The organism is Granulicatella elegans, from assembly GCF_020735385.1.
Classification (GTDB): domain Bacteria; phylum Bacillota; class Bacilli; order Lactobacillales; family Aerococcaceae; genus Granulicatella; species Granulicatella elegans_B.
This window is the reverse complement of the sequence record NZ_CP085953.1, coordinates 1,389,313-1,415,994: the sequence shown is the minus strand read 5'-3', so window position 1 is coordinate 1,415,994 and position 26,682 is coordinate 1,389,313. Positions and strand designations below refer to the sequence as shown.

Genomic DNA, 26,682 nt, shown 5'->3' with positions numbered 1-26,682 from the left:
AATTCATAATTTTTGCCAACTTTTCATAGACATAAAAAGAAGGCTGGATAGACGTCCAACCTCTTCTTAGACTTAACTCCATTATTGTTCATCTTTACGATAAGCTTGTAATAGATGGCTCTTATAATCAATTTCTTCTTGAGAAGGAACCGTCATATAGTCCCCATAAAATTGAGAAAGAAATACATCGTATTCTTTTGGTGCAGGAACCATCATATCTTCAAATGGTAATTCAATTAATTCTTCAAAAGTTCCACGAGGGAATACTTCTTTTCGACCATCTTTTCCGCAACCAACAAGCCCTTCATATTGTCCATCTTCTTTACGATATTTTTTAATTAAGGCATCGATTCGATTACCAAACCAACGTGGATTTACAATTCGTAGCACATACCACATGATTTTACGACAAATATCTTTTAACTGACTATCTCCATATTGGACATATTGTAATTTAATGTATGCAATCATTCGTAAAGTTGCCATTAAATGCGCCTTGTCGATTAATGTTACATCATCATAACGTTCGATTGGAAAAACATCTACGAATACACTTGTATCATGACGATCCACTTTAATATGATCTTCTACCACAGTACGTTCATCTGTCACTACTAAGAAGTTTTGGAAATACCAATCAGAAGTTTCCTTACTTAAAATTTTGTAGTAAGGATGTTGATCTTTTTCAACTGCTTGAATAAATTTATCATATTCAGAACGATACATTGAAATATCAATATCATCATCCCATGGAATAAATCCTTTATGACGAACAGCGCCTAATAAAGTTCCATAACTGACAAAATACTGAATATCATTTTCTTTACAAATACGATCAATATATTTTAAAATATCTAGTTGCGTTTGTTTTAATTCTTCTTTCATTAAATACTTTGGCATCATGCTACTCCTCTTCTTTTAAATAAACTTCCAATTCATGTGGGTTGGTTTGTTTTTCAATTGGAGGTAATGTTAAATAATCTCCATAATATTGTGTTAATAATCGGTCATATTCTTTCGGAATCGGGAAGAAATGTCCTTCAAATTCTCCATCCATGACATCATCAAAAATTCCTGCTTCAAATACTTCTTTTTCTTTTAATTTAGAAGCTAATAAACATTCGTATTTTCCATTCTGTTTTGTATATTGTTGAATCACTTTTTCAATTTTATATGCAAATCTTCTTGGAGACACAGGCAATAATACTGTCCAGAAAAATGTACGAATCATATCTTTTATCAAACTATCTTTATACACAATATTTTTATGCTTACTGAATGATAATAGTTTGAAACTTTCTAATTGATAAGTTTTATCTACTGCTTTCAAATCATCAATTCGATCATAAGGGAAAATATCGATAAAAATTCCACTCTTATAAGTTTTACGATTTCTAGTATCAGTAATGAGTGTTTGGTTATCAACTACTTTGATAAAGTTATTAAAATACTCTTGGTTTGTCTCTAATGATAAAATGTCATATTGGCTTGAATGAAATTCACGTTTAAAGCGTTCATAATCATTTCTTGGCATCATAATATCGATATCATCATCCCAAGGAATAAATCCTTTATGACGAATCGCACCGATTAAAGTTCCATAATTAAGAAAATAATGAAGGTTTTCCTTTTTACAAAACTCATCTACGGCTAAAAGAATAGCTAATTCTCTTTGTTTAACTTCTTCTATCGTTAATCTTTTCATTTAAAAGTCCTCTTTTATTCAGATATTCCTTGATGATTATAGCACACCAGCGCAAAACAATAAATACACAAGAAATTATTTGAAAAAGTTGCAGTCTAAGAAACACAACCATTTGTGACACGAACCAGTGTTGCTGTACTACTCGTTTTCTACTAAATTCATCTATAGCTGTTATTTGATAATAGTTAATCCCTTACTGTCCCATCCTATACAGTGTTGAGGAACATATTTAATGTCTATTTGTACTTTTTCTCCTGGATAAGTTGTTGGTATTGGTGTCCATTTACTCTTAGGATACGTTCTTTTTTCTTTCTTCTCAGTTAATTGAAGTTTTTTAATCATTTTTTTCATAGCTCCATATGAACGTGTGTACCTTCTTCTTTGACATTGTACATAAACCTCTGCTAATCCATCTCTTTTATAACGTTTGTACATTTTACGTATCAGTTCTAATTCTTCTGTTTTATGTTCATTCGGATGATGTAAAGGTCTCCGACTCTTTGGAAGCAATGATTGTGCAGTCCCATCATATCGACTTCTCCATCGAGCAATTTGTTGTCTAGTTGTATGGTATTTTCTTGCTGCTTTAGCGTTATTATCATGTTTTATGGCATATTCTACTGCACGCTGTCTTAATTTGATTTCTTCTGTTATAATAGATTTCATAAGAGAACCTCTTTCCTGATTTTTTCCCAACTTCAGTATAACATTGGTTCTCTTTTTTTGTACTCTTTTTGTCACAAATGTATGATACCCTAACAAAAAGACCCTCCGAAGTAGCATAATGTTCTTTACTACTTCAGAAAAGTCATACTTCTATTATTCTTTTTCTGCATGAGTCTTTCCTTGTGCTTTTGCTTGGGATTCACTCATTTCGACTACTTTTGCTTTGTTCGTTTTTGCAGGCATTCTCTTTTTGTCGTACCAATAAACTGTTGCCTTTCCTTCATTCGCAACGTAAACTGTACGATCATTTTTGCTCTTAGATTCAGGATGAATTTTTTCTTGTTTTTCACTTTGAAGCGTTGATTGTGCTAAGCCCGTTTGATAATCCAGGGTTCCATTTGGTGCATCATTATTCAAAATAACTCGAGTAGTTCCATCTTCATTCACTTCTTCAATAGAAGTATTAAATTGAATTGGAATCAATCTTCCATTTGCAGAGATTCCTGCATATTGCAATTCTACTTGGCGAGGAATTAATTCTGAATCCGTATAAAGTGGCGTTACTCGATAATCAAGCCATGCATTTTTATTTTGTTTTAACCAAGCAGCTAATTTTTCTTCATAAAATAACATCGCTACAGGATTTTTTTCATCCGTTCCTGTCATACTTCCAGTATTTAAATAAGCTGTCATCGGTGTTAAATTTCTCAACTCATCATTCAATCCACTAAATTGATATCCGACTAAATGTCCACGATTCATGAACCATGCTTCTTTTCCTGAATAATCGACTGGGAATTTAAAGTTATGCCAACCAACTGGATCAACATTAATTCTACTTTCTCTTTGTTCTGTTGGTTTATCATCGTAGCGCAATTGAATATGCGCCTGAGTCGAACGTTTATAAGAATCCAATTCTCCTAATACCATTTGTTTTTTTCGTTTAAATGGTAAAAGAGATTCAGGTAAATGCTGTGATTGCTCAACCTTAGCAGTTGTCGTATTGGTTCCCTCTTGCTTCTCTTTTTGAGTATTCGATGAACAAGCAGCAAATGTTAAAGTTGTCATCCATAAAAGAAAAAGTTTAAAAAAACGATTTTTCATATCATTCTCCTTTTATTTTATTCCTTCCAACAAATAGGAGTTTGTCCTTGTTGGATTAAGATGTCATTTACTTTGCTAAATGGCTTACTTCCAAAAAATCCACGATAAGCCGATAATGGACTTGGATGAGGAGCTTTCAAAATAATATGATTCGGATTTGTAATCAGTTTTTCCTTATCTTGTGCGGGTTTACCCCAAAGGATGAAAATTACCGGATGTTTCAACTCATTTAAAGACTCAATGAGACGATTGGTTAATATTTCCCATCCTATTCCTTTATGACTATTTGCATTTCCTTCTTCTACTGTTAAAACGGTATTTAACAATAATACCCCTTGTTTTGCCCAATGAGATAAATCTCCTTCTACTGGAAGCTCGCCCCCAATATCCTCTTGTAATTCTTTATAAATATTTTTAAGGGATGGGGGAAGTGGAGTCCCCTTTTGAACGGAAAAGCTTAATCCATGAGCTTGTCCAAATCCGTGATAAGGATCTTGTCCTAAAATGACGACTTTAACGGATTCAAATGGCGTAAGTTCTAGAGCATTAAAAACATTCTTTTTTTCAGGAAATACTCTGACTTCTGCTCTTCTTTTTTGAACAAAAGCTTCTAACTCCTGATAATACTCTTTCTGCATTTCTTCTGATAAAATTTCATTCCAAGTCGTCATGATTCATCCTCTATTTTTTGATAAATTTCAAAGGTATGTGGATAAATATTTTTTTCATCCACAGTTCCATTCATACTTTTGACTTTTACAAATTTTTCCCATGGAAAATCTTGTGGGAAATATGTATCACCGTCAAATTGCTCATGAATTTTTGTACAATAAAGTATATTCACTTGATGTTTTAAAGAATCAAATAATACAGCTCCACCAATAATGTAAATATCTTCATGTTTGGCATCTTCGATTAACGTTTCAACATCCGTAATTACTTCTGCTCCATTAGCATCATAATCAGCAACATTGGAAACAACAATGCTATGTCTTCTTGGTAATATTCTCTTTCCCATACCTTCAAAAGTATTGCGTCCCATTACAATCGTTTGATCTAATGTTACTTCTTTGAAAAATTTTAAATCATTTGGTAAATACCATGGTAAAACTCCTTCTTTACCAATCACACCATTTTCATCTTGTGCCCAAATATAAATTAACATGCAATTTCCTCCTTGAGATTAAACAGCAATCGGTGCTTTAATCGTTGGATGACATTCATATCCTTCTAATACAACGTCTGAAACTTCTAAATCATATAGTGATTTTTCAGGATGTTTTAACACTAATTGTGGTAACTCATACGTTTCACGACTTAATTGAAGATCCACTTGTTCTAAATGATTTAAATATAAATGCGCATCTCCTAATGTATGAACAAACTCTCCAACTTCTAATCCTACTTCGTTTGCAATTAAATGCGTTAATAATGCATAACTTGCAATATTAAATGGCACCCCTAAAAAGACATCTGCACTACGTTGATATAATTGACAGCTTAACTTACCATCTGCAACGTAAAATTGAAACATTGTGTGACATGGAGGTAATGCCATACTTGGAACATCTTCTGGATTCCATGCAGATACTAATAATCTTCTTGAATCAGGAGATGTCTTCAACATTTCAATCACTTGCGCTAATTGGTCAATCGTTTCTCCTTGAGTCGTTTTCCAATGTCTCCACTGTGAACCATAAATATTTCCTAATTCTCCATATTTTGCAGCAAAATCGTCCTCATTTAAAATTCTTTGACAAAATGTTTCTAATTCTTTTTCATACACTTCTTTAAAAACTGGATCTTGTAAACTTCTACGACCAAAATCTGTCATATCTTCTCCAGTATAATCAACTGACTCTACATAACGTTTAAAAGCCCACTCATCCCAAATATGATTATTATGTTGTAATAAATAACGGATATTCGTATCTCCTTTAATAAACCATAATAACTCACTTTTAATAAGTCCAAATGGAACTCTTTTAGTCGTTAAAATTGGAAATCCCTTTGATAAATCAAATCGCATTTGATAACCAAAAATACTTTTTGTTCCTGTTCCTGTACGGTCTGATTTTTCGATTCCTTCTTGTTTAATTTTTTCTAATAATTCTAAATATTGTTTCATCTGATGAGCTCCCTACTATTAAACTAACTCAGCTAAATATTCCCATCTTTCGTAGGAATTTGCTAATGCTTGTTCTAAAGTTTCTAATTGCGTTTGTAATTCTTGTAATTTGGCAAAGTCTTGTGCTTGTTGGTTCATTGCTTCTTGAATTTCTTCAATGAATGCTTCTAATCCAGCAATTTTGCCTTCAATTTCTTCCCATTCTTTTTTCTCATGATACGTCATCTTTTTAGCTTTTTCAGGAGTGGAAGCTTTTGAAGTTTCTGTTACTTTTGGAACTTCTACTGTTTTAGGTTCTTCTATTGTTAAAGTCCCTTGTTTTTCAAGGAAATCACTCATAGAACCATAATACAATTCTGTATTTCCTTGACCTTTAATCACAAATAATTGATCCATTGTTTTATCTAAGAAATAACGATCGTGAGAAACTACGATGACTGCGCCATTAAATTCTTCTAAATAATCTTCTAAAACGGTTAATGTATCAATATCTAAATCATTGGTCGGTTCATCGAGTAATAAGACATTTGGCTTTGTCATTAATAGACGTAATAAATATAATCTTCTTCTTTCTCCACCTGATAATGTTCCAATCAATGCCCCATGCATATAACGTGGGAATAAAAATGTTTCTAGTAATTCCGTAATCGAAGCTACTTCACCATTTTTTTGTCTTACTTCTTCGGCATATTCTCTTAAATATTGCACTAATTGCTTATCCATTGGAATATCTTCATCTTGTTGCTTATAGTAAGCTAAGCGAACCGTATCCCCAACAGTCATTTCTCCTTCACTAAACGGACACAAACCTGCTAGGGCATTTAGAAAAGTAGATTTTCCGACTCCGTTTTCCCCAACAATTCCAATTCTGGCTTGGCTTTGAATAATCCACTCTAATGAACGAACAACTGACTGATCTCCGATTTGTAAACTAACATCTTTTAATTGAAACACTCGTTTTCCAATTCTTGTTTGATCAAAGCGAATGGCTAATGATTCTTTAGAATCTGTCTGTTTCACTTCTTTTTCTAATTGTTCAAATCGTTGAATTCTTGCTTGTTGTTTGGTCGTTCTTGCTTTAGCTCCTTGTCTCATCCATTGTAATTCTTGTTGGTATAACCGTTGTTGTTTGTGAGACATTTTTTGCGCAATTTGTTCTCGTTGAGATTTTTGTTCTAAATAAGATTGATAATTCCCATCATATGCTTCGATTCTTCCTTGAGTTAATTCAAACATATGGTCTACTACTCGTTCTAAGAAATAACGATCATGAGTAACTAATAGTAAAGAACCTTTGTACGAAGCTAAATATTGTTCTAACCATTGAATGGCTTGCATATCTAAGTGGTTTGTCGGCTCATCTAATAATAATAAATCCGGCTCTTCCATTAACACTTTAGCAAGACCTACTCGTTTCTTTTGTCCACCAGATAATGTAGAAATTTGTTGATGAATATCTTCAATTCCCACGTGCTGTAAAATGGATTTAATTTTCACTTCATACTGCCATCCATCCACTTGATTCATTTTTTGTTCCAATGCTTCAAATTGTTTGAAATATTTTTCATCTTGTGGATGTTGTTGTAATTGTTCGACACTCCATTCATAATCATGAACTAATCTTAATAGAGGATTGTCTGATTGATAAATAGCTTCAAATACCGTATGTTCAGGATTTAAAGAAGGATTTTGTGAAAGATACCCAATTCTAAAATCATTTGAACAAGTAATCGTACCACTCTCAGCTTCATCTAATCCGGCTAAAATATTTAATAGCGAGCTTTTTCCTGTACCGTTTTGACCAATTAAGCCAACATGTTCTCCTTCATTAATAATGAACGAAACATCTGCTAATAATGTTTTAGCGCCATATGTTTTTTTCAAATGATCTACACGAAAATCTTTCATAATACTCTCCTTTTATTTTTAAAATAAACCGGTCGCTCTACCGTCTTCTAATACATCCATCTCTAATGCAGCTGGTTTCTTTGGCAATCCTGGCATTGTTAAAATATTGCCCGTTAAAGCTACAACAAAACCTGCTCCTAATTTAGGAACGAGCGATCGAACTGTTAATTCAAATCCTGTTGGTCTGCCTAATAAAGTTGCATCATCTGAGAAGGAATATTGCGTCTTAGCAATACAAACTGGTAAATGATCCCAACCATTGTTCTTCAACTGTTTTAATTGTAATTTCGCTTCTTTTGTATATTGAACAGAACTTGCTCCATAAATTTTAGTTGCAATAGCTTCAATTTGTTCTTGAATCGTACTGTTTTCTTCACAGACTGCATGGAATTGAGGGGTTGAATGTTCTAATAAGTGTAACACTTCTTTCGCTAAATCTACTCCACCGTTTCCACCATTTTCCCATACAGAAGTAGAGATACAAGAAATTCCTTTTTTCTGACAAAGAGTTTGCACTAATTCTTTTTCTTGTGGGGTATCTGTTACAAATTCGTTTAATGCAACAACTGCTGGAAGTCCATAATGCTCCGTCATATTTTCAATATGTTTTTCTAAATTAGCAAATCCTTTTTCTAAAGCTTCTAAATTTTCTCCTTCTGTTAAACCAGATAGGGAAACTCCTCCATGCATTTTAAGCGAACGAATCGTAGCTACAATGACAACTATATCAGGTACTTTTTGTAATTGGGGAACTTTAATTTCTAAAAATTTCTGAGCCCCTAAATCAGCTCCAAAACCAGCTTCAGTTACAACAATTTCTCCAAGTGCTAGAGCGGCATTTGTGGCAATCACACTATTACATCCGTGTGCAATATTGGCAAATGGGCCACCATGAACAATTGCTGGCGTATGTTCTAATGTTTGAACTAAATTCGGTTTTAACGCATCTTTTAATAATAATGTTAAAGCCCCTTGAACGTTTAAATCTTTCACCGTTACTGGAACTTTTTCAAAAGTATATCCAATAACAATATTTTCTAAACGTTGTTTTAAGTTATTTAAATCTCTTGCTAAACATAAAATTGCCATCATTTCACTCGCAACCGTAATATCAAATCCATCTTCACGTGGAACTCCTTGAATCGGGCCCCCTAATCCTACAATAACTTTTCGTAATGCTCGATCATTTAAGTCAACTGCTCTTTTCCAAATGACTCTTCTACTATCAATTTGTAATTCATTACCTTGATAAATATGATTATCAATGAATGCTGCTAATGCATTTGTGGCACAAGTTAATGCATGCATATCTCCGGTAAAATGCAAATTTATTTCTTCCATTGGAATAACTTGCGCATAGCCTCCACCGCAAGCTCCTCCTTTAATGCCCATTACCGGTCCTAATGAAGGTTCGCGAAGCGCAATAATGGATTTTTTTCCTAATTTTTTGAAAGCATCTGCTAATCCTATCGTAACGGTTGATTTTCCTTCTCCGGCAGGAGTTGGACTCATAGCTGTAACTAACACTAATTTGCCTTTTTTCTCTTTAGAAATTCGATTCACATCAATTTTTGCTTTATATTTCCCATAAAACTCGATTTGTTCGTCATCTAAGCCAATACTTGAAGCAATTTCACGAATTGGTTTCATAACAGCTTCTTGAGCAATTTGAATATCTGATTTCATCCTTACTCCTCCTTGAACTTTCTATAACGTTGATAGTTTCTTTTAAATGCATAATAAGTAATTGCTAATGGAACTAATGAACCAAACCACGCTAATGGATTGGCAGTCGTTAATCCAATATAACCAAAAATTTTTGTTAAAACTACTGCAGCAAAAACACGCATCATTAATTCCATCATTCCTGCAATTGTTGGAATCATTGTTTTCCCCACACCTTGTAATGTATAACGATAAATAAATAATAAAGACAAAATACCGTAAGATATAGAATTGGCTAAAATATAAAGTCTGCCATATTCCACTACCGATTCATGACCCACACCTACAAACATTCTCATAAAATGTGGACTAAATAAGATTAAAATAAACCCTACACAAAAACTAAATGTAAGGGAAAGTTTAATACAGTCTCTAACCCCTTTCCAAATACGATCATATAATTTTGCTCCATAATTTTGAGCAGAATAAGTCGCCATTGTAATTCCAAATGACATCATTGGTAATATTCCTAATTGGTCAATCTTTTGTGCAGCAGTATATCCAGCTACCGCTTCATGTCCTAATTGGTTTAAAACGATTTGAACAGTTATCGTTCCAATCGCAATAATCGACGATTGAAATCCCATTGGGAACGAAATATTTATATGATGCCATAAAAAGTCTTTTGAAAACTGTAATGACTCTCTTTCAATATGTAACATTGGAATTTTCTTTTTAATGTAAATATAACAACAAACAGCTGCAAATAATTGACTGACTACTGTTGCAAATCCAGAACCCCCAACTCCCATACTAAAATGAACTATAAATACATAGTCTAAAAAGATATTTAAAATACATGAAAGAACTAAGAAATAAAGTGGCGTATTGGCATCTCCAATTGCCCGTAAAATATTCGATAATAAGTTAAAAGCAATCTGAGCAAAAATTCCTGCAAAAATTACCATTAAATATTCATAAGCATAGTCAATAATTTCTGGAGGAGTTTGCATTATTTCTAATATTTGACGACAAAATAGCATACTGAATGTCGTCAATACAATCGAAGCTCCTATAGAAATTAAAGTTGAAACATAGAAACTTCTTTTTACTCCTTTCATATCTTTAGCCCCAAATTTTTGGGCAAGAGGAATTGCTAAACCAGCGGTCATACTAATGGCAAACCCGATAATAAAAAATACTATACTTCCTGTTGAACCAACGGCTGCAAGTGCTTGTACACCAATATATCTACCAACAAAATAAGTATCTGCCATATTATAAAATTGTTGAAAAACATTCCCAATTAATAATGGTAACGTAAACCGAGAAATTAATTTCATCGGATTCCCAGATGTCATATCCTTCGCCATTTTACTCCTCTTTTCTATATACATACTCAATTACATAGTATACTAAAATATACATAAATTTGACAGTCATACCTTTGGAAAAATGATAGGATTCTCTCATTGTAACGATAAATTTTTCCTTTTTTAGCCTTACAAATTATGTTACAATACAAACGAAAAGAGGCGAAGATTTATGGTTGAATTTGATAAAGAAAAAATTGCAAAAATGCAACAATATTTAGCAGAAATAACAGATCCAAACTTCCAAGGAAGTGCTACTGACAAAAGAATGGCTGTAGCAGAATTATTTAATTATTATCATTCAGATTGGCAGCAAGATGCCATGCATTTTGTTGATAAAAATTTAGAGCTATTTGATGATCAACGGATGCAAGAAATTTTTAAAACGTATAACTCTGGAAGAAAAAGTCCTCAAACGGTCATTCGTCAAGAAGCAAAAAGTAAATATAAACGACCAATGAGACCGGGTGAAGATTAACATCCCTCATTAACATACTATAAAAGGCTTAAAATCTACTCATGATTTTAAGCCTTCTTTTTCTATTTCACTATCGAATTCCTAATGCAATTCGCGCATAACGAGACATTTTTTCTGGTGACCAAGCTGGGTACCAAACTAATTTGACATCAATGGTTTTGATTTCTTCGATTCCCTTTAATGCACGATGAATTTCATCTGTAATAATATCTGCTAATGGGCATCCCATTGTTGTTAGTGTTAAATTTACTTGGCAATGACCTTCTTCATTTAACTCTACTCCATAAATTAATCCTAAGTTTACAATATCAATTCCTAATTCTGGATCAATCACTGTTTCTAATGCTTCTAAAATTTTTTCTTTCATTGCTTCTGGTGTTTCACTCATACGATTACTCCTCTACTAATGATTCTTTCAAAAATTCTACGGATGCTTCAATGGCTTTAAACGTTACAAAATGTGGTACTTCTGGTGTTTCAATCCATTTCACACGACTGGCATACGGTTCATCTTTAATCTTTTCATAAAATGCATGATTTAATGCATAAGGAACTTTTTTATCTTCTAGTCCATGCCAAATTAAAACAGGACGCCCAGCAATTTTTTCTGGTGTATCTGCTAATGATAATCCTTGTAATAGAGGTACATATTTATCCATTAAATCCGGAGTTAATTCTACTGCTGGTTTATCTTTCATCCATGTTGAAGTCAATGACCATTTTGCAAATTCAACCGGATCCGCATTCCCCATTAAACTAACTGCAGCGTATAAAAATGGAAAATGTTTTAATAATGCGTAAGTGGTCATTCCACCCATACTAAATCCAATTGCGCCAATTTTATTATCGACTAAATTTTCTTTTTGATAAGACCCAACTAATGTTGGAAATTCTTTAACATTTTGCCCAATAATTTCCCATAATTCAAAGCCATTTAATTCAGATATTTTTCGTTCGCCATGATATAGTTGATCAGGTAAAATGGCACGCATGCCATTTTTCGCAAGCATTGCTCCGTAGTGAATACAGTTTTCCTTACTTCCTGTCCAACCATGATAACAAACAACCGTCGGAATCCTTTTATCTTTATTTTCATTTTGAACAATTTCTAAAACGGGAATATTTTCAATTACTTTTTCTTGAATAATAATCATAACTAACCTCTTTCTTCATATTTTATAAAAAATATGGTATACTTACGAAGATATTGTAACTAAATTGACAAGTTGCCGTCAATTAAAATCGATTAGATAAATCACTTTAGGAGGAAATCATGAAACCAAAATTAATTGCACTAGATTTAGATGGCACAACTTTAAATGGGCAATCTGAATTTAATCCTATTACTATTCAAACGTTACATCGCTTAACAGAGCTTGGACATAAAATCGCCATTGTAACGGGACGTCCTTATCGAAGTTCAAAACATTTATATGAAGGATTAGGATTAGGCGGGCCGCTAGTAAACTTCAATGGTGCCCTATGTCATATTCCAACTGACGAAAATTGGCAAGGAGAATTTCACGTAACATTAGATGAAGAAATCGTTTTTGATATGTTGGAATTTCATAAAGAATTAGAATGTGATTATTTCATGGTTGAAGGAAAACATCATTTATATGCTACAATTGAAAATATTCCCGATTCCCCTTACTATCCAAAAGATCAACAACCTATCTTATTACAAAAAGATACTCCGTTACTAGAAAAGCCAACGGCTATTACCGTTTTTTCTAGTATTGAAAAGCAACCATTCATTAAAGAAAAAATTAAGCAACGTTATGGTCACACGATTGATGTGCGTACTTGGGGAGGCGATATGCCTTGCCTAGAAATTGTAACTTATGGCATCGATAAGTCTACTGGTATTCAACATTTATCTCGTTATTATGGAATACCTACAGAAGATGTTTTAGCTTTTGGAGATGAAGATAATGATTTAGAAATGATTGAATTTGCTGGGCACGGTGTTGCAATGAATAATGCCATTGATAGCCTAAAAGCAATTGCTGATGACATTACCCCATTACCACATGATCAAGATGGATTAGCTCATTACTTGATGAATTATTTTAAATTAGAAGCGTAAATGTATCTCTCTTATAAAATTCAAAAAGAAAAAATTCCCTTTGTAAGCTAGGCCGCCAGCAGCCACCTTTGCCTGTAAAAAAATCCATCATAAAAGATGGATTTTTTTACTTTAGCTACAAAGAAAATTTTTTCTTTTTGAATTTTATATACGTAAAACAATCATTCTAATACTTCATTCGATTCAATAAAACTAATCTTTTAAGAAGAATAAGTATTTATCTATTCTTCTTCAATTGGATATGAATAGATTTCAATATGATTTCCTAATACTTTAATTTCAACTGGTAAATCATCTGCTTGATCTCCATCGATATCTGATTCAATTTCAATGTCAGAAGAAATTTTAATAGTTTTTGCTTTAATATATTCAATACTATCATTTTCTACCACATCCCCTTTTAATAAATCAGGAATTAATGATAATTTAGAGAAAATAGATGCATCTTTTAAAATTAAAATATTTGCATAACCTGCTTTATTTTCATCAAATATTTTTTTATCAGAGAAATAGTTCGATAATAACACTAATACTTGACTAGCTTCTCCTTCATAGTTACCATTTTCAGTTTCAACTTTAATATTAAAAACTTCATCTCTAACAACAGATTTTACCGTGTTAATTGCATATGCAAACATTCCAAATTTTGTTTTATCTTCAATTTCTACATTATGAATTGCTTCTGGTAATGAACCTACACTAAAGATATAACCAAAATAATGATCATTTGCTTTACCAATATCAATTTTATTTGTTAAATTAAAATCTAATCCTTCAATTGCTTTATCGATATCTTGATCAATTTGTACTAATTTAGTAATTAAATTACCTGTTCCTCCAGGGATAATCCCTAATTTTGGAATATATTCTTTTTCAGCAATTCCTGAAACAACTTCATTCACCGTGCCATCTCCACCGAAAACAATCACAGCCTCATATTTTTCTTTAGCTGCTTCTTCAGCAAAATGAGTTGCATCTATAGCTTTTTCAGTAATTCGAGTTTCAACAACTTCAAAATATTCTTTTGCTTTATTTTCAATTTTTTCTTTATAATTTAATGCTTGTTCTCCTCCAGAGGTAGGATTAATAATAACCATTGCCTTTTTCAAATCATCAGCTCCTTAATTTTAATCCATATTATTTTTATAAGATATTAAGATTATATCATAGTATGAATCAAAAGCATTCTAACTTGCTTAGGAATTTAAACTACTAAAATTGTTACTGGAAATTACGCTCATCTTTTTGAATTTTATATACGAAAAATCCTGTTAATGATTTCTCGTTAACAGGATTGGTGCGTTGTTATATTTCACTAGGCTTTCTTGTCTTCTTATATTGAACAACAAAAATTACTAAAGCAAATAAAATTAAACTTGTAATAAACATTAAACTATATTTTCCAGCAAATGGTAATCGGTCCATATTCGCAGAAAAAATTCTTGCCACGACTGTTGTAGAAATAGCCCCAGTAAATTGCTGTAAAGTATTGACGATACTATTACCATCCGCTTGAACATCCTTGTCTAATTGCATTAAACAAAATGTTACATTACTCCCCATCACAAATCCATTTCCGCTCATTAAAATAATATTCAATGCTAATAATGGAAGAATCGCTAAATGTTCAAAGAAGACACTAATTAATACTCCACCAATACTTGCTAAAATTAAACCTGTTAATAAAGGCTTCAACGGACCTTTAACATCAAACCATTTACCTGAAACAGGAGCCAATAAAGCAACCATTGCTGCACCTGGGAACATAAATAGCCCTGCAGTTGTCACACTTTGATCCAAACTTAATTGTAAGTAATTCGGATAAACAAATGATAACCCTAATACTGTTGCTTGGAAAGCTAACACTACATATAACATTCCATTAAAGGTATGATTTTTAAATGGTGCAAAAGATAATAAAGCATTTTTACGATTGAAATATTCAAATAATCCACCCGTTACTACTGAACTTAATAGCCATACAAGAGATAAATGTTCAATTGCCATTAATAAACTAGCTAAACAATTCGCTAAGAAGAAAAATGCTAGCAGATTAAATGGTGATTTTTGAATACTTTTCTCTTTTGGAATCGCCCATAAACCAATCACTAAAGAAATGACTAAACATGGAATTAAAATCCAATAAATAAATCTCCATCCTAAAGCTGCTGAAACTAATCCACCAAAAGTTGGTCCAATAGGTGGTGCTAAAGCAGTTGTCATAGAACCTAATCCAATGACCGTACCATGCTGTTCAATTGGTACTTGAGTTAATACAATATGGAACATTAATGGTAACGCAATTCCCGTACCAACCCCTTGTAAAAATCTTCCAAATAATAGCATGATTAAATTGGGAGAAATACAATTGATTAAAACCCCTATAATAAAAATTAAATTCGAAGCTAAAAATAATTGTCTTGTTGTAAAATTACGTACTAAATACGCAGAAATAGGAACAACCATCGCAATGGCTAATAAATAACCTGTTGTAACCCATTGAATTCCAGATGAAGTTGTCTGAAATTCTTGCATTAATGTCGGAAATGTTACATTCATTGCCGTTTCAATTAATACACCACAGAAACTCATAATTGCTGTGGCAATTACTGCTGGTAATACATGCCATTTTTCATTATTCATTCATGTTACATCCTTTCAAATTATTGCTATACATTTCACTAAAAATCCATAGCCAAATATCTTACCATATTTCATTCTTAAAAAGCCACTGAAAACTAAGAAAAAAGACCAGACAAAAGCCTGGTCCAATCGATTCATCTATTATTTTTCTAATGCTGCTACTAATAATTCCACTTGTTTCTCTAATTCAGATTTATCTTCATCTGATAGAGTTAAAACTCCTGTTTGGAATCCTGCTCCAATATGAAGTCCCACTGTTTTTTCTAGTGGATTCATACGCATTTTAGTAGCTAATTCTGTTAAAGCACGTAAAACATTTGCTCCACCAGAATGTCCTGCTGCACTACTGAATGCAATTAATTTGCTATCAATATAAGCAGGTGGCGCATAAGAAGTAATATCTAATGAACGAGCCATCCAGTCTAAACCATTTTTTAAACTTCCTGGTAAACTTCCGTTATACTCAGGAGATACAATCCAAACAGCTTGAGATGCTTCAAAATCTCCACGATACTCTTCTACGATAGCAGGAGCTGAGAATTCAATATCTTGACTGAAAAATGGTACATCTTTAAAACTAATTTGTTTTGTTTGATAGCCTTTTTCAACTAACTTTTCTTGTACATAATCAATAATAGTTTGGTTAAAAGATTCTTTTCTCAATGAACCATTAATGAATAATACTTGTTTTGACATTGCAAACTCTCCTTCTATTAATTAACGTTTTTTCTTTAATTTTTTCAATTTATTTTGTTTTTGACGACGAGCATATTGTTGCATAGCAATTTGACCTAATTTATTACGGCCTCCACCCATGCCTAATTGTCCCATCATCGATTCCATCGCTTGCATATTTCCATTTGACATTTGATTCATCATTTTTTTCGATTCATTAAATTGTTTAATCAAACGGTTTACTTCTGCCAATGGACGAGCTGAACCTGCTGCAATTCTTTTACGTCTTGCTTGAGATAAAATATCTGGATTTTCACGTTCTGCTGGCGTCATTGATAAGACAATAGCTTTCATACGTGCTGTATCTTTTGGATCCACTTTTAAATCATTTAATCCTGGAATTTTATTTAATCCTGGAATCATCTTTAAGATATCTTCCAGTGGTCCCATTTTATTCACTTGATCTAATTGGTCGATAAAATCATTAAAGTCAAATGTATTAGCTTTAATTTTATCCGCCATTTCTTGAGCTTTTGCTTCATCAAAATCTTGTTGAGCTTTTTCAATTAAAGTCATGATATCGCCCATACCAAGAATACGAGAAGCCATACGTTCAGGATAGAAAATTTCAAAATCTTCTAATTTTTCTCCACGTCCAGAAAATTTAATTGATTTTCCTGTTACAGAACGAATCGACAGAGCTGCACCACCACGAGTGTCCCCATCTAATTTTGTTAAAATAACCCCTGTAATATCTAAGCGCTCATTAAATGTTTCAGCAACATTTACAGCATCTTGCCCTGTCATTGCATCGACCACTAATAAGATTTCATTTGGATTCGCAACAGCTTTAATATTTTGTAATTCTTCCATTAACGCTTCATCGATATGTAAACGACCTGCCGTATCAATAATGACTAAGTCACGACCTTCAATTGTCGCACGTTCAATCGCTTGTTTTGCAATCTCAACTGGATTGACATCTGTTCCTAATGAAAATACTGGATAATTTAATTGTTTTCCTAACGTTTGTAATTGATCAATAGCGGCTGGACGATAGACGTCGGCTGCTACTAATAATGGACGTTTGTTTTCATGTTTTGCTAAAAATGAAGCTAATTTACCAGCAGTAGTTGTTTTACCTGCCCCTTGTAAACCGACCATCATCACGACAGTAGGTGGTTTAGGTGAAAATTGGAATGGAGCTTGTTCTCCCCCCATTAATTCTGTTAATTCTTCATTAACAATTTTTACAACTTGTTGTGCTGGAGATAAGGCTTCTAACACATTAGAACCTAACGCACGTTCATTTACTTTTCGTACAAAATCTTTTACAACTTTGAAGTTAACGTCTGCTTCTAATAACGCTAAACGAACTTCACGCATCATTTGTTTTAAATCAGCTTCGGTAATTTTTCCTTTTTTTGTTACCGAACCCATCGCATTTTGCAAGCGATCTGATAATCCTTCAAATGCCATTTTCTCACTCCTCAATCAGGCTTATTTATTCATTTCTTGTAAGTCTGTCATCAATTGTTGCAATTGATAATCATTTGGATAATGTTCTTTGATATGCTGTTCAATTCCATCATAGATAGCTTGTCTTTTATAAAAATCATTTACTAAATGTAGTTCCTGTTCGTAATCTTCTAATAATTGAGCAGATCGTCTAATATTATCATATACGGCTTGTCGACTAACCTCGAATTCTTCTGCAATTTCTCCAAGAGAATAATCTTCCCCGTAATATAATTCCATATATCCTAGTTGTTTTTCAGTCAAAAGTTTGCCATAAAATTCTAACAACAAATTCATATGAGTTGTCTTTTCAATTTCCATTGCCATCCTCCTGTCCTTAAACTCACTTTCTAATTATAACAAAAACTAGCGTTTATGCCAATTGCAATGAAAATATTGCTATTATCTATGACATAAACGCTTTTTTATAAAATAAATATTTGAACTCGATAATTTATGAGTCGCATATCGAGGAGCGACAAATATTTGAGCTTAAACTTATTTTAGTTGCCTTTCAAGTAGCAACAAGTATTTTAGATATTTCAAATTCTAAAAAAACTATAACTTTAAACAATTTAAATGTCAAATTATTAAAATTATTGATAGTAGTATTTTTCAAACACAAATGATAGTGCCAATTGCAACTCTAAAATTTGAGCTGTTTTTTAAAAGTGTTCCCATTTCTAATCGTAATCTTTTTATAAAAATCTTGCTTTAATAACTGTTTATGGTAAGTTGTCTTTAAATACTCTGCTTCATCAAATTCCCCAAAAACGCAGCATGATTTCCTATATGGACTATCTCATTATGAAAGCTTGCTTTACGATACGGTGCTTTTATTAAAATGAAGAGAAAAGAATAAAACATCTCTTCTTACCAAGTCTTCATTCCACCATTCTAGTAAATTTACTTTTTCTTTTAAATCATCTTCTTTCAAAAATTAATCTGCTGTAATTATGTGGCAAATTTTTTCTAATTTTTCGTTATTGTATTGAATACTCTCAACAACCTCTTTACCAAATGCAATATCTGAAACTACATAATCAAATTCACTCATTTGAGCTAATTGAAGAAAACCTTGTTTTGGATATTTTTTTTCATCTACCATCAATATATTTTGTTCAGCATGCTCCATCATTTTTCTTTGTAACAAAATATCTTGTTCATAATAACCAGTTACCATTAAATCTCTACTTAGAGCAGCTCCTGAAATAAATGTTTTATTTACATATACTTTTTCTAAAAAATTCATCGCCATAAAACCATTTGTAGAATGTTGTGAAAAATCTATCCATCCTCCAACAAAAAGTACTTTTGAACTAACTTCCTCTTTTTCTAATAAAACTACTATACTAAGTGAGTTAGTTACTATTGTTAAACTATTTAATATTTCTTTTCTTTGACATAATTCCTGTACTAAAGCTAAACAAGTAGTACTACTTTCTAAGAAAATAGTATCTCCAAATTCAATTAATTTGCTAGCTTCTTTACCAATTTTTATTTTCTTTGAAGCACTAATCTTAACACGGTAATCAAATGGGAAATAACTTGTCTTTTTTCCTTTTAACACAACCCCACCATGTGTTTGTATAATTTTATCTTCATCAGCCAACTGTTTTAAATCTTTTCGTATTGTCTCAGCAGAGACTGCTAATTCATTTGCTAAATTTTGAATAGTTGATATAGGGACTTCTGATAAAATTTTTAATATTTCTTCTTGTCTTTTTTGTACTTTCATAATTGCTCCTTAAAACAGAATTTATTATATTCCATTTCTATTTTTTCTTTTAATTGTTTTTTTTCTAAATTATTTAAAAAGCTAGCATTTAATGCATAAATTGTCAATTGATAAAGATCTTTTAAATTTAATTCAGAACAATAATTATTTAATAATTCAAATTCTTGGGATAATGAAGTGTTTGAAACTGTTCTGTTGTCCGTATTAATTGTCACTAATAGTTTTTCCTTACGATAAAATGTATCAAACGGATAATCATTCCAATTTTTACTTGCTTTAGTTTGTATATTACATTTCGGGCACATTTCTAAAGTAATATTTCTTTCTCTAATTAATGAAACTACTTCTTCGCTTTTTTCTGCTGCTATCCCATGACCAATTCTCTTAGCACCAACTAAAATAGCATCTCGAATATTATCAACATTTCCAGTCTCTCCTGCATGAATTGTAAATGGAATTTCTAAATGATTAATCAATGCCAATTGTTCTAAATACATCTTTGTAGGATATTTACTTTCATTTCCTGCTAAATCCAATCCCACAATTTTATCTCGAAAATGATTAGCTAATTCTATAACTTGATTATTTATCGATTCATCTCTTCCTCTCATAAGACATAAAATAATACCGATTTTCAGAGGATATTTATCTTTCATTTTATTTACTGATGTAATTACTGCCTCTACAACTTGCTTCATTGTAAACTTATCATTAGACAAATGGTATGGAGAAAATCTTAATTCCAAATAAAATACATTTTCTGCAGTAGCTTGTCGACAAATATCATCAATAGCTAGAAAAATTAAAGTGGGATTTTTTAAACATTTGGTAAGCCATTCAAAACAACTTAAATATTCACTTAAATCTTTACAAATTTCAGGAGCTATTATCTTACTTAAAATTTCATCTTTTGTTTCATTGATTCCTAATAATTTTAAATTTTCATACACTTGCAACCCACTCACTGATCCATCTAAATGACAATGTAATTCAATTTTGGGGAATTTCTTTATTGTTTGAATATCTAATTTATTCATTTTGTCTCATCTCTTCAGTAATACGAAGTAATTTTTCCCCTATTTCAAAACTATACTTCAATGATAGTAAATATAAGTCTTCTGGGATATTGACTAGATAACGATGGATTTCAAAATTAAATAAACCATCGTAGTTTACAATTCTTAATCCTTCCATTATTTCCTTCCAATTAGTCTTGCCCATGTATGGTAGTAGATGGATATCTTTAACATTTAAATAATCAGAAACATGTAAAACTTTCAAACGATTCCCTATTAATTTCATACATTCAATTTGATTCATTTCCATAATAGCTGCATGTTCCACGTCAAAACAAATGCCTAATCCATTAACTGAATCTACTAAGTCAATCAACTCTTCAATTGATGTACAATACAATCTTTTTGGAGCAATATGCAAATCCCACATATTCTCAACTGCAATTTTCACATTATGATTAGAGGCAAAACTTACTAATTCTTTAAAATATTTAACGTTCTTTATTTTTGATTTTTTAATAATATCAGCACCTGAAAAATCCGTTGATGGATGAACAACTAACCATTCCACTCCTAAAATTTCTGCACCGATAATACATTTTTCAGTTAACTCGTTATAAAGTTTATAATCGATATTAGGATTACAGAAATCATATACAACTGAATGTCCTTGTTAAAATTTTATATCTAACTCATCTGCTAATTCTTTTAAAGATATAAAGTAATTTTTCCAATTTTCTGTAAATATTGGACTATCGAATCGTGTTAAATCATGAAAACAGAAATCTAAAATTTTATATCCTGCTTTACTACATAATTTTATTGTTCTCTCAATATCTGTATCATACCCATTTTCTCGCTCAAATATTACGTTTGTAGAAATTGATAATTCCATATTTTTCACCCCTTTAAGAAATTTCTTAATATTTCTAAAAACTCAACTACTCCTTCTTCACCGCAATTCTCAGTAACAAGATTACTACATTCCTTAATTTCTTGAGTGGCGTTCTTTACTGCTACACCAATTCCAACATTTTTCAACAATTCTAAATCATTTTCATTATCTCCAATTGCAATTACTTCATCTAAGGATACATTTATAAGTTCTATTATTTGTTTAATACCTGTTAGTTTATTTACTCCTTTTGGGACAATTTCTGCACCAAAATCCCCGTAATAAGTAATATCTACCTCATCTTTAATTGTATCTAATTGATTTTTAAGTAATGAAATTGATTTATTAGATAAAATATTCAGCTTTAAAATTTTTAACTTATCCCATTCTTCATTTTTTATACTCCTAATAGGATAATACTTTCCTCTTTTTTGTCTTTTTAACGCTGATTCTTTAGTTTCCCTTAAGCAATACTCAATGCCATCAAACGAATACAATATCGTATCATCTAATATTTCCGCTAAATTTATTACTTCTTTCAATATCCTTATAGAAAACATTTTTTTAAACAAGAATTTTTCATTCTGATATATACAACCACCATTGCATGCAACAAATGGCAAATCACTATTAATTTGGGAAACCAAAGGCATAATTTTATATGGAAGCCTACCAGAGGCAAAGGTAAATTGAATTCCCACATCTTTTAACTCCTTAACTATCTCAACAAATTTCTCAGATAACAATCTGTTAGTATTCATTAATGTTCCATCAATATCACAAGTTATTAATTTTATTTTTTTATATTTATCTTCTACCATAAAAGAAGGGTTCAATTAAATATTATTTAAACTGAACCCCTCCTCCTCTCTAATTATTAATTATTGACTCTATTATATTCAGAAAGTGCATCATTACTTTTCTTGATAATTTCATCTTTTGCTTCATCTTTACTAATATTACCTTGTGCAAAACGTTTCATTACATCTTTAATAATATCATTTACTTCCCAATTGACCAGATCAAATGGTTCTTGAGACATCGGACTTGCATTCTTCATTTGTTCTAATGCAACTTTATAATTTGGATTTTCTTCATAAAATTTCATCATTTCAGGTAATTTTTCTGTATGAATATTAACAGGAATATATCCCGTAGCTTTGGACCATTCAGCTTGAACTTTTGGTGAAGTTGCATAAGAAATAAAATCCCAAGCGGCAGATAAACGATTAGCATCATCATGGCTATATAATACTAAAGAACTACCTCCAATACTTGCACCACTAGTATCATTTTTTGACACTTTAGGTATAAATGATGTTTTCCATTCAAATGAATCTCCAACTAATTTTTTTATTGCTCCCAATCGAGCAGAGGATAACAGTACCATTGAATTTAATCCTGTAGAAAATTCTTCATTAGCATTATCTTCAGTAAATTTATAATTTCCAGTATCAATAACTTTTTTCCATTCAGTTAAAAATTTATCTAAACTACCATCTTCACCCATTACATATTTTGTCATACGTGAAGCTCGACCACCTTCATTATCTCCAACAAAGTTCTTATCCGATTGACTAACTACAAAATTTACTAATTGATATCGAGCAATTTCTGAATTAAACCCATTTTTACCATCCATTGATTTTAACTTTTTTGTAACTTCTGCTAACTCATCAATTGTTTTTGGAGGTTCAGTTACGCCCACAGATTTAAGCGCATTCATATTTGAATACAATAAAAGAGTAGAAGCATTCATCGGAACTCCAATTACATTTTTTTCATACGTAAATGCTCTTAATAAATGTGGATAAAAATCATCCTGCTTTAGTGTATTATTTTTTTTGTTCAAAAATATGACTAGCAGGAATAATTTCTGGTAATGCAGATATTCCTGGAATATCGCTTCCGACAGTTTGAATTACATCTGGAGCATTTTCCATATCCTTAGTAGAAGATGCTAATTTTACTTTACTAGCAATTTTTGTATCTTGAAATACTGCGGTGACTTTAATTCCTTTCTCTTTTCCTTGTGTCTCATTATAATTATTCACTATTCTGTCTATTGCTTCCCCATTACTTCCCTTCATCGCATGCCAAAAAGTAATTTCTGTAGGTTTAATATTATCTACCAATTGAGTAGTTGAACTGTTCTCTAAAACTTTCGTTGTAGTAGTATCTTCTGAAACTTGACTACATCCGACTAACCCAAACATACTAATAATTGTTGCTAAAAATATTTTCTTTTTCATATTAATACTCCTTTTCTTTTTTACATTTTTACAACTAATACTCCTTTCTAATTTATTAGTTATTTTAAAATGTTTAAAATTTTATCCCTTAACTCCTCCAGCCATCATTCCTTTTTTAATATATCTTTGGAATATAATAAATATGATTGCTGAAGGTAAAACAATAATAATTGCTGCAGCCATTACAATGCCATGAGGACTAGCATCTGGAAAATTTAACAAAGTTACAGCAACTTGAGCTGTTCTCATTTGATTGCGATTAGTTACCAATAACGGCCACAAATATTGATTCCATACTCCTACAAAAGAAGAAATAAATGTTGTTATAAATACAGGTTTTGAGGATGGAATTAAAATTTTTCTGAAGAACATAAAATTTGTACAACCATCCATCAATGCTGCTTCTCTTACCGATTTTGAATAAGATAAAAAATATTGACGCATAACAAAAATATTAACCATAGTTACAAAAAATACAACCATCATACCTAAATAAGTATTAACAAGACCTAACTTTGCTACAGTGCTATAATTTTTAATAATCAATAAATCACTAGGTATCATCATTGTTCCAATAAAAAATAGGAATAAAAATTTTTTACCTTTAAATTCAAAGAAGGAAAAAGCAAAAGCCGCAGTACTTGCTGTGAATAATCTAACTGTTGTCGCTCCTAAAGTCATTATTAAAGAATTTAACAAATATCTTAACAATGGAGCCTTAGTAAAAGCTTGAATATAGTTTTCAATTGTCCATCGTTTTGGAAATAAATGTACAGATGTGGACAATATTTCTTCAGCTGGCATAAAAGATACTGATATCGCATAAATAATAGGGAATATTACAATTAAGCCAATTACTAAACAAAATAACTGATAGCTCATTAAACTTATTTTTTTCATACGTAATGTACCCCTTTCTTTTCATAAATAAAGCTGATCAATACAAAGATAAATGTTAAAACAAATCCAATTACTGAAGCAGCATATCCAACATTATAATTTTGATTTAAAATTGAATTTTTATAAATGAACGATACAATTGTTTCTGTTTTACCATCAGGTCCACCTTGTGTTAATATCAATGTTAATCCACTGGCAATCATTTCTTTAGCAATTGAAGAAACAATTAAAAATAGCATAGTAGGTGAAATACACGGTAATATAATGTGATATAATCTTACCCATCTATTAGCACCATCCATTTTAGCGCTTTCAAGAATTTCTTCAGGAATATTTCTAATTGCCGTTAATAAGAATAAAAAATTAAATCCTATATTAAGCCAGACTTCCATAGCAATTAATGCAGGTAATGCTGTTAAAGTTTCTCTTAACCAATTAATTTCAAGTCCAAGTGTTCTATTTACAATACCTAGTGTTGGATTCAACATTAATTGAAAAATAACAGCCATAACTGATAATGACATTGCCATTGGTAATGAAAATAACGCTTCATATACAGGTGATAATTTAGTTTTTTCTCTAGCAATTAATGCTAAAATTAGTCCTACAATCAAAGATAAAGGAATTGTACAAGCTGCAAATATAATCGTATTTTTTATAGCTTGTAAAAATACAGGATTCGTTAAAATTTTTCTGTAATTTTCTAATCCTACAAAGTTTTTTCTTAAACCAGCAGCATTAACAATATAAGTACTATTAATGACATTTTGCAAAAAAGGATAGTATGTAAATGTCAATATTACTATTAATGCTGGTAATAAATATAGATATGGTTCAACTTTTTGAAATAATCTTTTTTTAAAAAAACTTGATACCATAATACTTCCCCCTAATTAAAACGTGCCATTTTTTCAAATAAATCATTCATTAGATTGTCTCTATTGACACTATACACATACTTTATAAAATGTCTTCTCGGATCATTACTATAATAATGGTTTTCTTGCATAATAGGGCTAGTAACTAGTTTATCTAACATAAATTCGCCATCTAACAACCAAGCAACAGGAACCACATCCCAAATTGCTCTAGACCAAACTTTACCACCATAAGTAATTCTTGCTTCTTCTGCTGTTTTTTCAATCATATAATCACAGAAATCATTTTTCCCTTTTAGCCAATATTCTAATTCTGGTCCAGTAGTTGTAAAATGATCAATAACACCTTTTCCTGGAAATTGTACTAATGGCACATATGAATCTAATAGAACTTGCGCTGCAATCACATCTTGACCTGAATTAAATGAACGATTATCATGCCAATCATAACTTAATCCACCAAGCCATAAAATTACTATTCTATCTACAATGGTTTTATCTTTAATAATAGCTGATGCGATATTTGTTGCTGCAGCAATTCCAATAACATATAAAGGATTTTCTTTGCTATATCCCTTTGATCGTTCAACTAAATCATTCACAGCATCACAATCACAATAAGTAACATTATTCTCTAAAAATTGAGTTGCTCCCTTAAAAGTGACATCGTGGAATCTTGTTTCTTTCATTAAATCATATACTTTAAATATTTCTTCGAAACTTCTTTCCATTCCATCTTCAGGTCCTGATGAATGATGATTATCAAAAGGTGCCGCATAAACCGCTTTCAAATTTAATTTTTCTGAAGATTGGATTAAATATGCCAAAGCAAATTGATCATCTATTTCATTAAAAGCATCTGTATCTAAAACGACATCTACTTTATTTTTGGGTTTTTCCAATCTTTTTATTAAGTCTATATTAACATTTACCATATATACTTCCTCCTTTACCTCTTATACGTGAAGTATAACACTAAAATTGGATAAAAACAATATTTAATTTGTATTTTTCCAATTTTTACCAAATATTAAAAAGCGTCATACTCTCC

General features: G+C 31.4%; 29 protein-coding genes. 2 read left to right on the top strand and 27 right to left on the bottom strand.

Annotated features, from left to right (window positions below; genetic code table 11):
* Nucleotides 1–81 precede the first annotated feature (81 nt).
* The 10 genes from LK443_RS07070 to LK443_RS07025 all read right to left on the bottom strand — a co-directional run bounded on the left by LK443_RS07070 (nucleotide 82) and on the right by LK443_RS07025 (nucleotide 10,549).
* Entirely contained in the window at nucleotides 82–900 is an 819-nt protein-coding gene (locus tag LK443_RS07070; RefSeq protein WP_227932466.1) for a LicD family protein, read from the bottom strand.
* A 4-nt stretch (nucleotides 901–904) separates the two neighbouring features.
* Nucleotides 905–1,705 carry a LicD family protein gene (locus LK443_RS07065; protein ID WP_227931237.1) on the bottom strand — a complete coding sequence of 267 codons (801 nt, stop codon included), beginning with the start codon at nucleotides 1,703–1,705 and terminating at the stop codon, nucleotides 905–907.
* Nucleotides 1,706–1,876: 171 nt separating this feature from the next.
* Entirely contained in the window at nucleotides 1,877–2,371 is a 495-nt protein-coding gene (locus LK443_RS07060) for a helix-turn-helix domain-containing protein (protein ID WP_227931236.1), read from the bottom strand.
* A gap of 153 nt (nucleotides 2,372–2,524) precedes the next feature.
* A complete protein-coding gene (locus LK443_RS07055; RefSeq protein WP_227931235.1) occupies nucleotides 2,525–3,475 on the bottom strand; it encodes a DNA/RNA non-specific endonuclease in 951 nt (316 codons plus the stop codon).
* A gap of 17 nt (nucleotides 3,476–3,492) precedes the next feature.
* Nucleotides 3,493–4,146, bottom strand: coding sequence for a uracil-DNA glycosylase (locus LK443_RS07050; RefSeq protein WP_227931234.1), 654 nt, complete (start codon nucleotides 4,144–4,146; stop codon nucleotides 3,493–3,495).
* On the bottom strand, nucleotides 4,143–4,640 hold the full coding sequence (locus tag LK443_RS07045; protein ID WP_227931233.1) for a dihydrofolate reductase: 498 nt from the start codon (nucleotides 4,638–4,640) through the stop codon (nucleotides 4,143–4,145). The genes LK443_RS07050 and LK443_RS07045 overlap by 4 nt, the downstream gene beginning before the upstream one ends.
* A gap of 18 nt (nucleotides 4,641–4,658) precedes the next feature.
* On the bottom strand, nucleotides 4,659–5,603 hold the full coding sequence (locus LK443_RS07040) for a thymidylate synthase (RefSeq protein ID WP_227931232.1): 945 nt from the start codon (nucleotides 5,601–5,603) through the stop codon (nucleotides 4,659–4,661).
* Nucleotides 5,604–5,621: 18 nt separating this feature from the next.
* The gene (locus LK443_RS07035; RefSeq protein WP_227931231.1) at nucleotides 5,622–7,511 is read right to left on the bottom strand and encodes an ABC-F family ATP-binding cassette domain-containing protein; all 1,890 of its coding nucleotides are present in this window, start codon (nucleotides 7,509–7,511) and stop codon (nucleotides 5,622–5,624) included.
* Between the two features lie 18 nt (nucleotides 7,512–7,529).
* Nucleotides 7,530–9,197, bottom strand: coding sequence for a formate--tetrahydrofolate ligase (locus tag LK443_RS07030; protein WP_227931230.1), 1,668 nt, complete (start codon nucleotides 9,195–9,197; stop codon nucleotides 7,530–7,532).
* A gap of 2 nt (nucleotides 9,198–9,199) precedes the next feature.
* A complete protein-coding gene (locus LK443_RS07025) occupies nucleotides 9,200–10,549 on the bottom strand; it encodes an MATE family efflux transporter (RefSeq protein ID WP_227931229.1) in 1,350 nt (449 codons plus the stop codon).
* 172 nt (nucleotides 10,550–10,721) lie between these two features.
* Here LK443_RS07025 and LK443_RS07020 point away from each other — a divergent pair, with 172 nt between their 5' ends.
* Nucleotides 10,722–11,027, top strand: a complete 306-nt coding sequence (locus LK443_RS07020; RefSeq protein ID WP_227931228.1) for a dTDP-glucose 4,6-dehydratase — start codon at nucleotides 10,722–10,724, stop codon at nucleotides 11,025–11,027.
* A 70-nt stretch (nucleotides 11,028–11,097) separates the two neighbouring features.
* Here LK443_RS07020 and LK443_RS07015 read toward each other — a convergent pair whose 3' ends face one another.
* Both LK443_RS07015 and LK443_RS07010 read right to left on the bottom strand, forming a co-directional pair.
* Nucleotides 11,098–11,415, bottom strand: a complete 318-nt coding sequence (locus tag LK443_RS07015; RefSeq protein WP_227931227.1) for a metal-sulfur cluster assembly factor — start codon at nucleotides 11,413–11,415, stop codon at nucleotides 11,098–11,100.
* A 4-nt stretch (nucleotides 11,416–11,419) separates the two neighbouring features.
* Complete coding sequence (locus tag LK443_RS07010) at nucleotides 11,420–12,181, bottom strand: alpha/beta fold hydrolase (RefSeq protein WP_227931226.1); 762 nt, start codon at nucleotides 12,179–12,181, stop codon at nucleotides 11,420–11,422.
* Nucleotides 12,182–12,300: 119 nt separating this feature from the next.
* Here LK443_RS07010 and LK443_RS07005 point away from each other — a divergent pair, with 119 nt between their 5' ends.
* The gene (locus LK443_RS07005; RefSeq protein ID WP_227931225.1) at nucleotides 12,301–13,116 is read left to right on the top strand and encodes a Cof-type HAD-IIB family hydrolase; all 816 of its coding nucleotides are present in this window, start codon (nucleotides 12,301–12,303) and stop codon (nucleotides 13,114–13,116) included.
* Between the two features lie 221 nt (nucleotides 13,117–13,337).
* Here the strand turns inward: LK443_RS07005 and LK443_RS07000 are convergent, their stop codons facing one another.
* From LK443_RS07000 to LK443_RS06930, 15 genes are all read right to left on the bottom strand, one after another.
* The gene (locus LK443_RS07000; protein ID WP_227931224.1) at nucleotides 13,338–14,225 is read right to left on the bottom strand and encodes a diacylglycerol/lipid kinase family protein; all 888 of its coding nucleotides are present in this window, start codon (nucleotides 14,223–14,225) and stop codon (nucleotides 13,338–13,340) included.
* Between the two features lie 196 nt (nucleotides 14,226–14,421).
* A complete protein-coding gene (locus LK443_RS06995; RefSeq protein WP_227931223.1) occupies nucleotides 14,422–15,759 on the bottom strand; it encodes an MFS transporter in 1,338 nt (445 codons plus the stop codon).
* A 141-nt stretch (nucleotides 15,760–15,900) separates the two neighbouring features.
* Nucleotides 15,901–16,455, bottom strand: coding sequence for an NADPH-dependent FMN reductase (locus tag LK443_RS06990; RefSeq protein WP_227931222.1), 555 nt, complete (start codon nucleotides 16,453–16,455; stop codon nucleotides 15,901–15,903).
* A 21-nt stretch (nucleotides 16,456–16,476) separates the two neighbouring features.
* Nucleotides 16,477–17,913, bottom strand: coding sequence for a signal recognition particle protein (gene ffh, locus LK443_RS06985; RefSeq protein ID WP_227931221.1), 1,437 nt, complete (start codon nucleotides 17,911–17,913; stop codon nucleotides 16,477–16,479).
* 21 nt (nucleotides 17,914–17,934) lie between these two features.
* Nucleotides 17,935–18,273 carry a putative DNA-binding protein gene (locus LK443_RS06980; protein ID WP_227931220.1) on the bottom strand — a complete coding sequence of 113 codons (339 nt, stop codon included), beginning with the start codon at nucleotides 18,271–18,273 and terminating at the stop codon, nucleotides 17,935–17,937.
* Nucleotides 18,274–18,892: 619 nt separating this feature from the next.
* Nucleotides 18,893–19,690 (bottom strand): DeoR/GlpR family DNA-binding transcription regulator, encoded by a 798-nt coding sequence (locus tag LK443_RS06975; protein ID WP_227931219.1) that lies wholly within the window; start codon nucleotides 19,688–19,690, stop codon nucleotides 18,893–18,895.
* Complete coding sequence (add, locus tag LK443_RS06970; RefSeq protein WP_227931218.1) at nucleotides 19,687–20,727, bottom strand: adenosine deaminase; 1,041 nt, start codon at nucleotides 20,725–20,727, stop codon at nucleotides 19,687–19,689. Before add ends, LK443_RS06975 begins: the two co-directional genes overlap by 4 nt.
* Nucleotides 20,720–21,301: a sugar phosphate isomerase/epimerase family protein gene (locus LK443_RS06965; protein ID WP_416217907.1), complete on the bottom strand. Its 582-nt coding sequence runs from the start codon at nucleotides 21,299–21,301 to the stop codon at nucleotides 20,720–20,722. The genes add and LK443_RS06965 overlap by 8 nt, the downstream gene beginning before the upstream one ends.
* Before the next feature lie 78 nt (nucleotides 21,302–21,379).
* Nucleotides 21,380–21,601, bottom strand: coding sequence for a hypothetical protein (locus LK443_RS06960; protein WP_227931217.1), 222 nt, complete (start codon nucleotides 21,599–21,601; stop codon nucleotides 21,380–21,382).
* Between the two features lie 5 nt (nucleotides 21,602–21,606).
* Nucleotides 21,607–22,422: a Cof-type HAD-IIB family hydrolase gene (locus LK443_RS06955; protein ID WP_227931216.1), complete on the bottom strand. Its 816-nt coding sequence runs from the start codon at nucleotides 22,420–22,422 to the stop codon at nucleotides 21,607–21,609.
* 56 nt (nucleotides 22,423–22,478) lie between these two features.
* Nucleotides 22,479–23,453 carry an extracellular solute-binding protein gene (locus tag LK443_RS06950; RefSeq protein WP_227931215.1) on the bottom strand — a complete coding sequence of 325 codons (975 nt, stop codon included), beginning with the start codon at nucleotides 23,451–23,453 and terminating at the stop codon, nucleotides 22,479–22,481.
* Nucleotides 23,437–23,853, bottom strand: a complete 417-nt coding sequence (locus LK443_RS06945) for a hypothetical protein (protein WP_227931214.1) — start codon at nucleotides 23,851–23,853, stop codon at nucleotides 23,437–23,439. Before LK443_RS06945 ends, LK443_RS06950 begins: the two co-directional genes overlap by 17 nt.
* 81 nt (nucleotides 23,854–23,934) lie before the next feature.
* Nucleotides 23,935–24,753: a carbohydrate ABC transporter permease gene (locus LK443_RS06940; RefSeq protein ID WP_227931213.1), complete on the bottom strand. Its 819-nt coding sequence runs from the start codon at nucleotides 24,751–24,753 to the stop codon at nucleotides 23,935–23,937.
* On the bottom strand, nucleotides 24,750–25,631 hold the full coding sequence (locus LK443_RS06935; protein WP_227931212.1) for a carbohydrate ABC transporter permease: 882 nt from the start codon (nucleotides 25,629–25,631) through the stop codon (nucleotides 24,750–24,752). The genes LK443_RS06940 and LK443_RS06935 overlap by 4 nt, the downstream gene beginning before the upstream one ends.
* Before the next feature lie 11 nt (nucleotides 25,632–25,642).
* A complete protein-coding gene (locus tag LK443_RS06930) occupies nucleotides 25,643–26,566 on the bottom strand; it encodes a nucleoside hydrolase (RefSeq protein ID WP_227931211.1) in 924 nt (307 codons plus the stop codon).
* Nucleotides 26,567–26,682 lie beyond the last annotated feature (116 nt).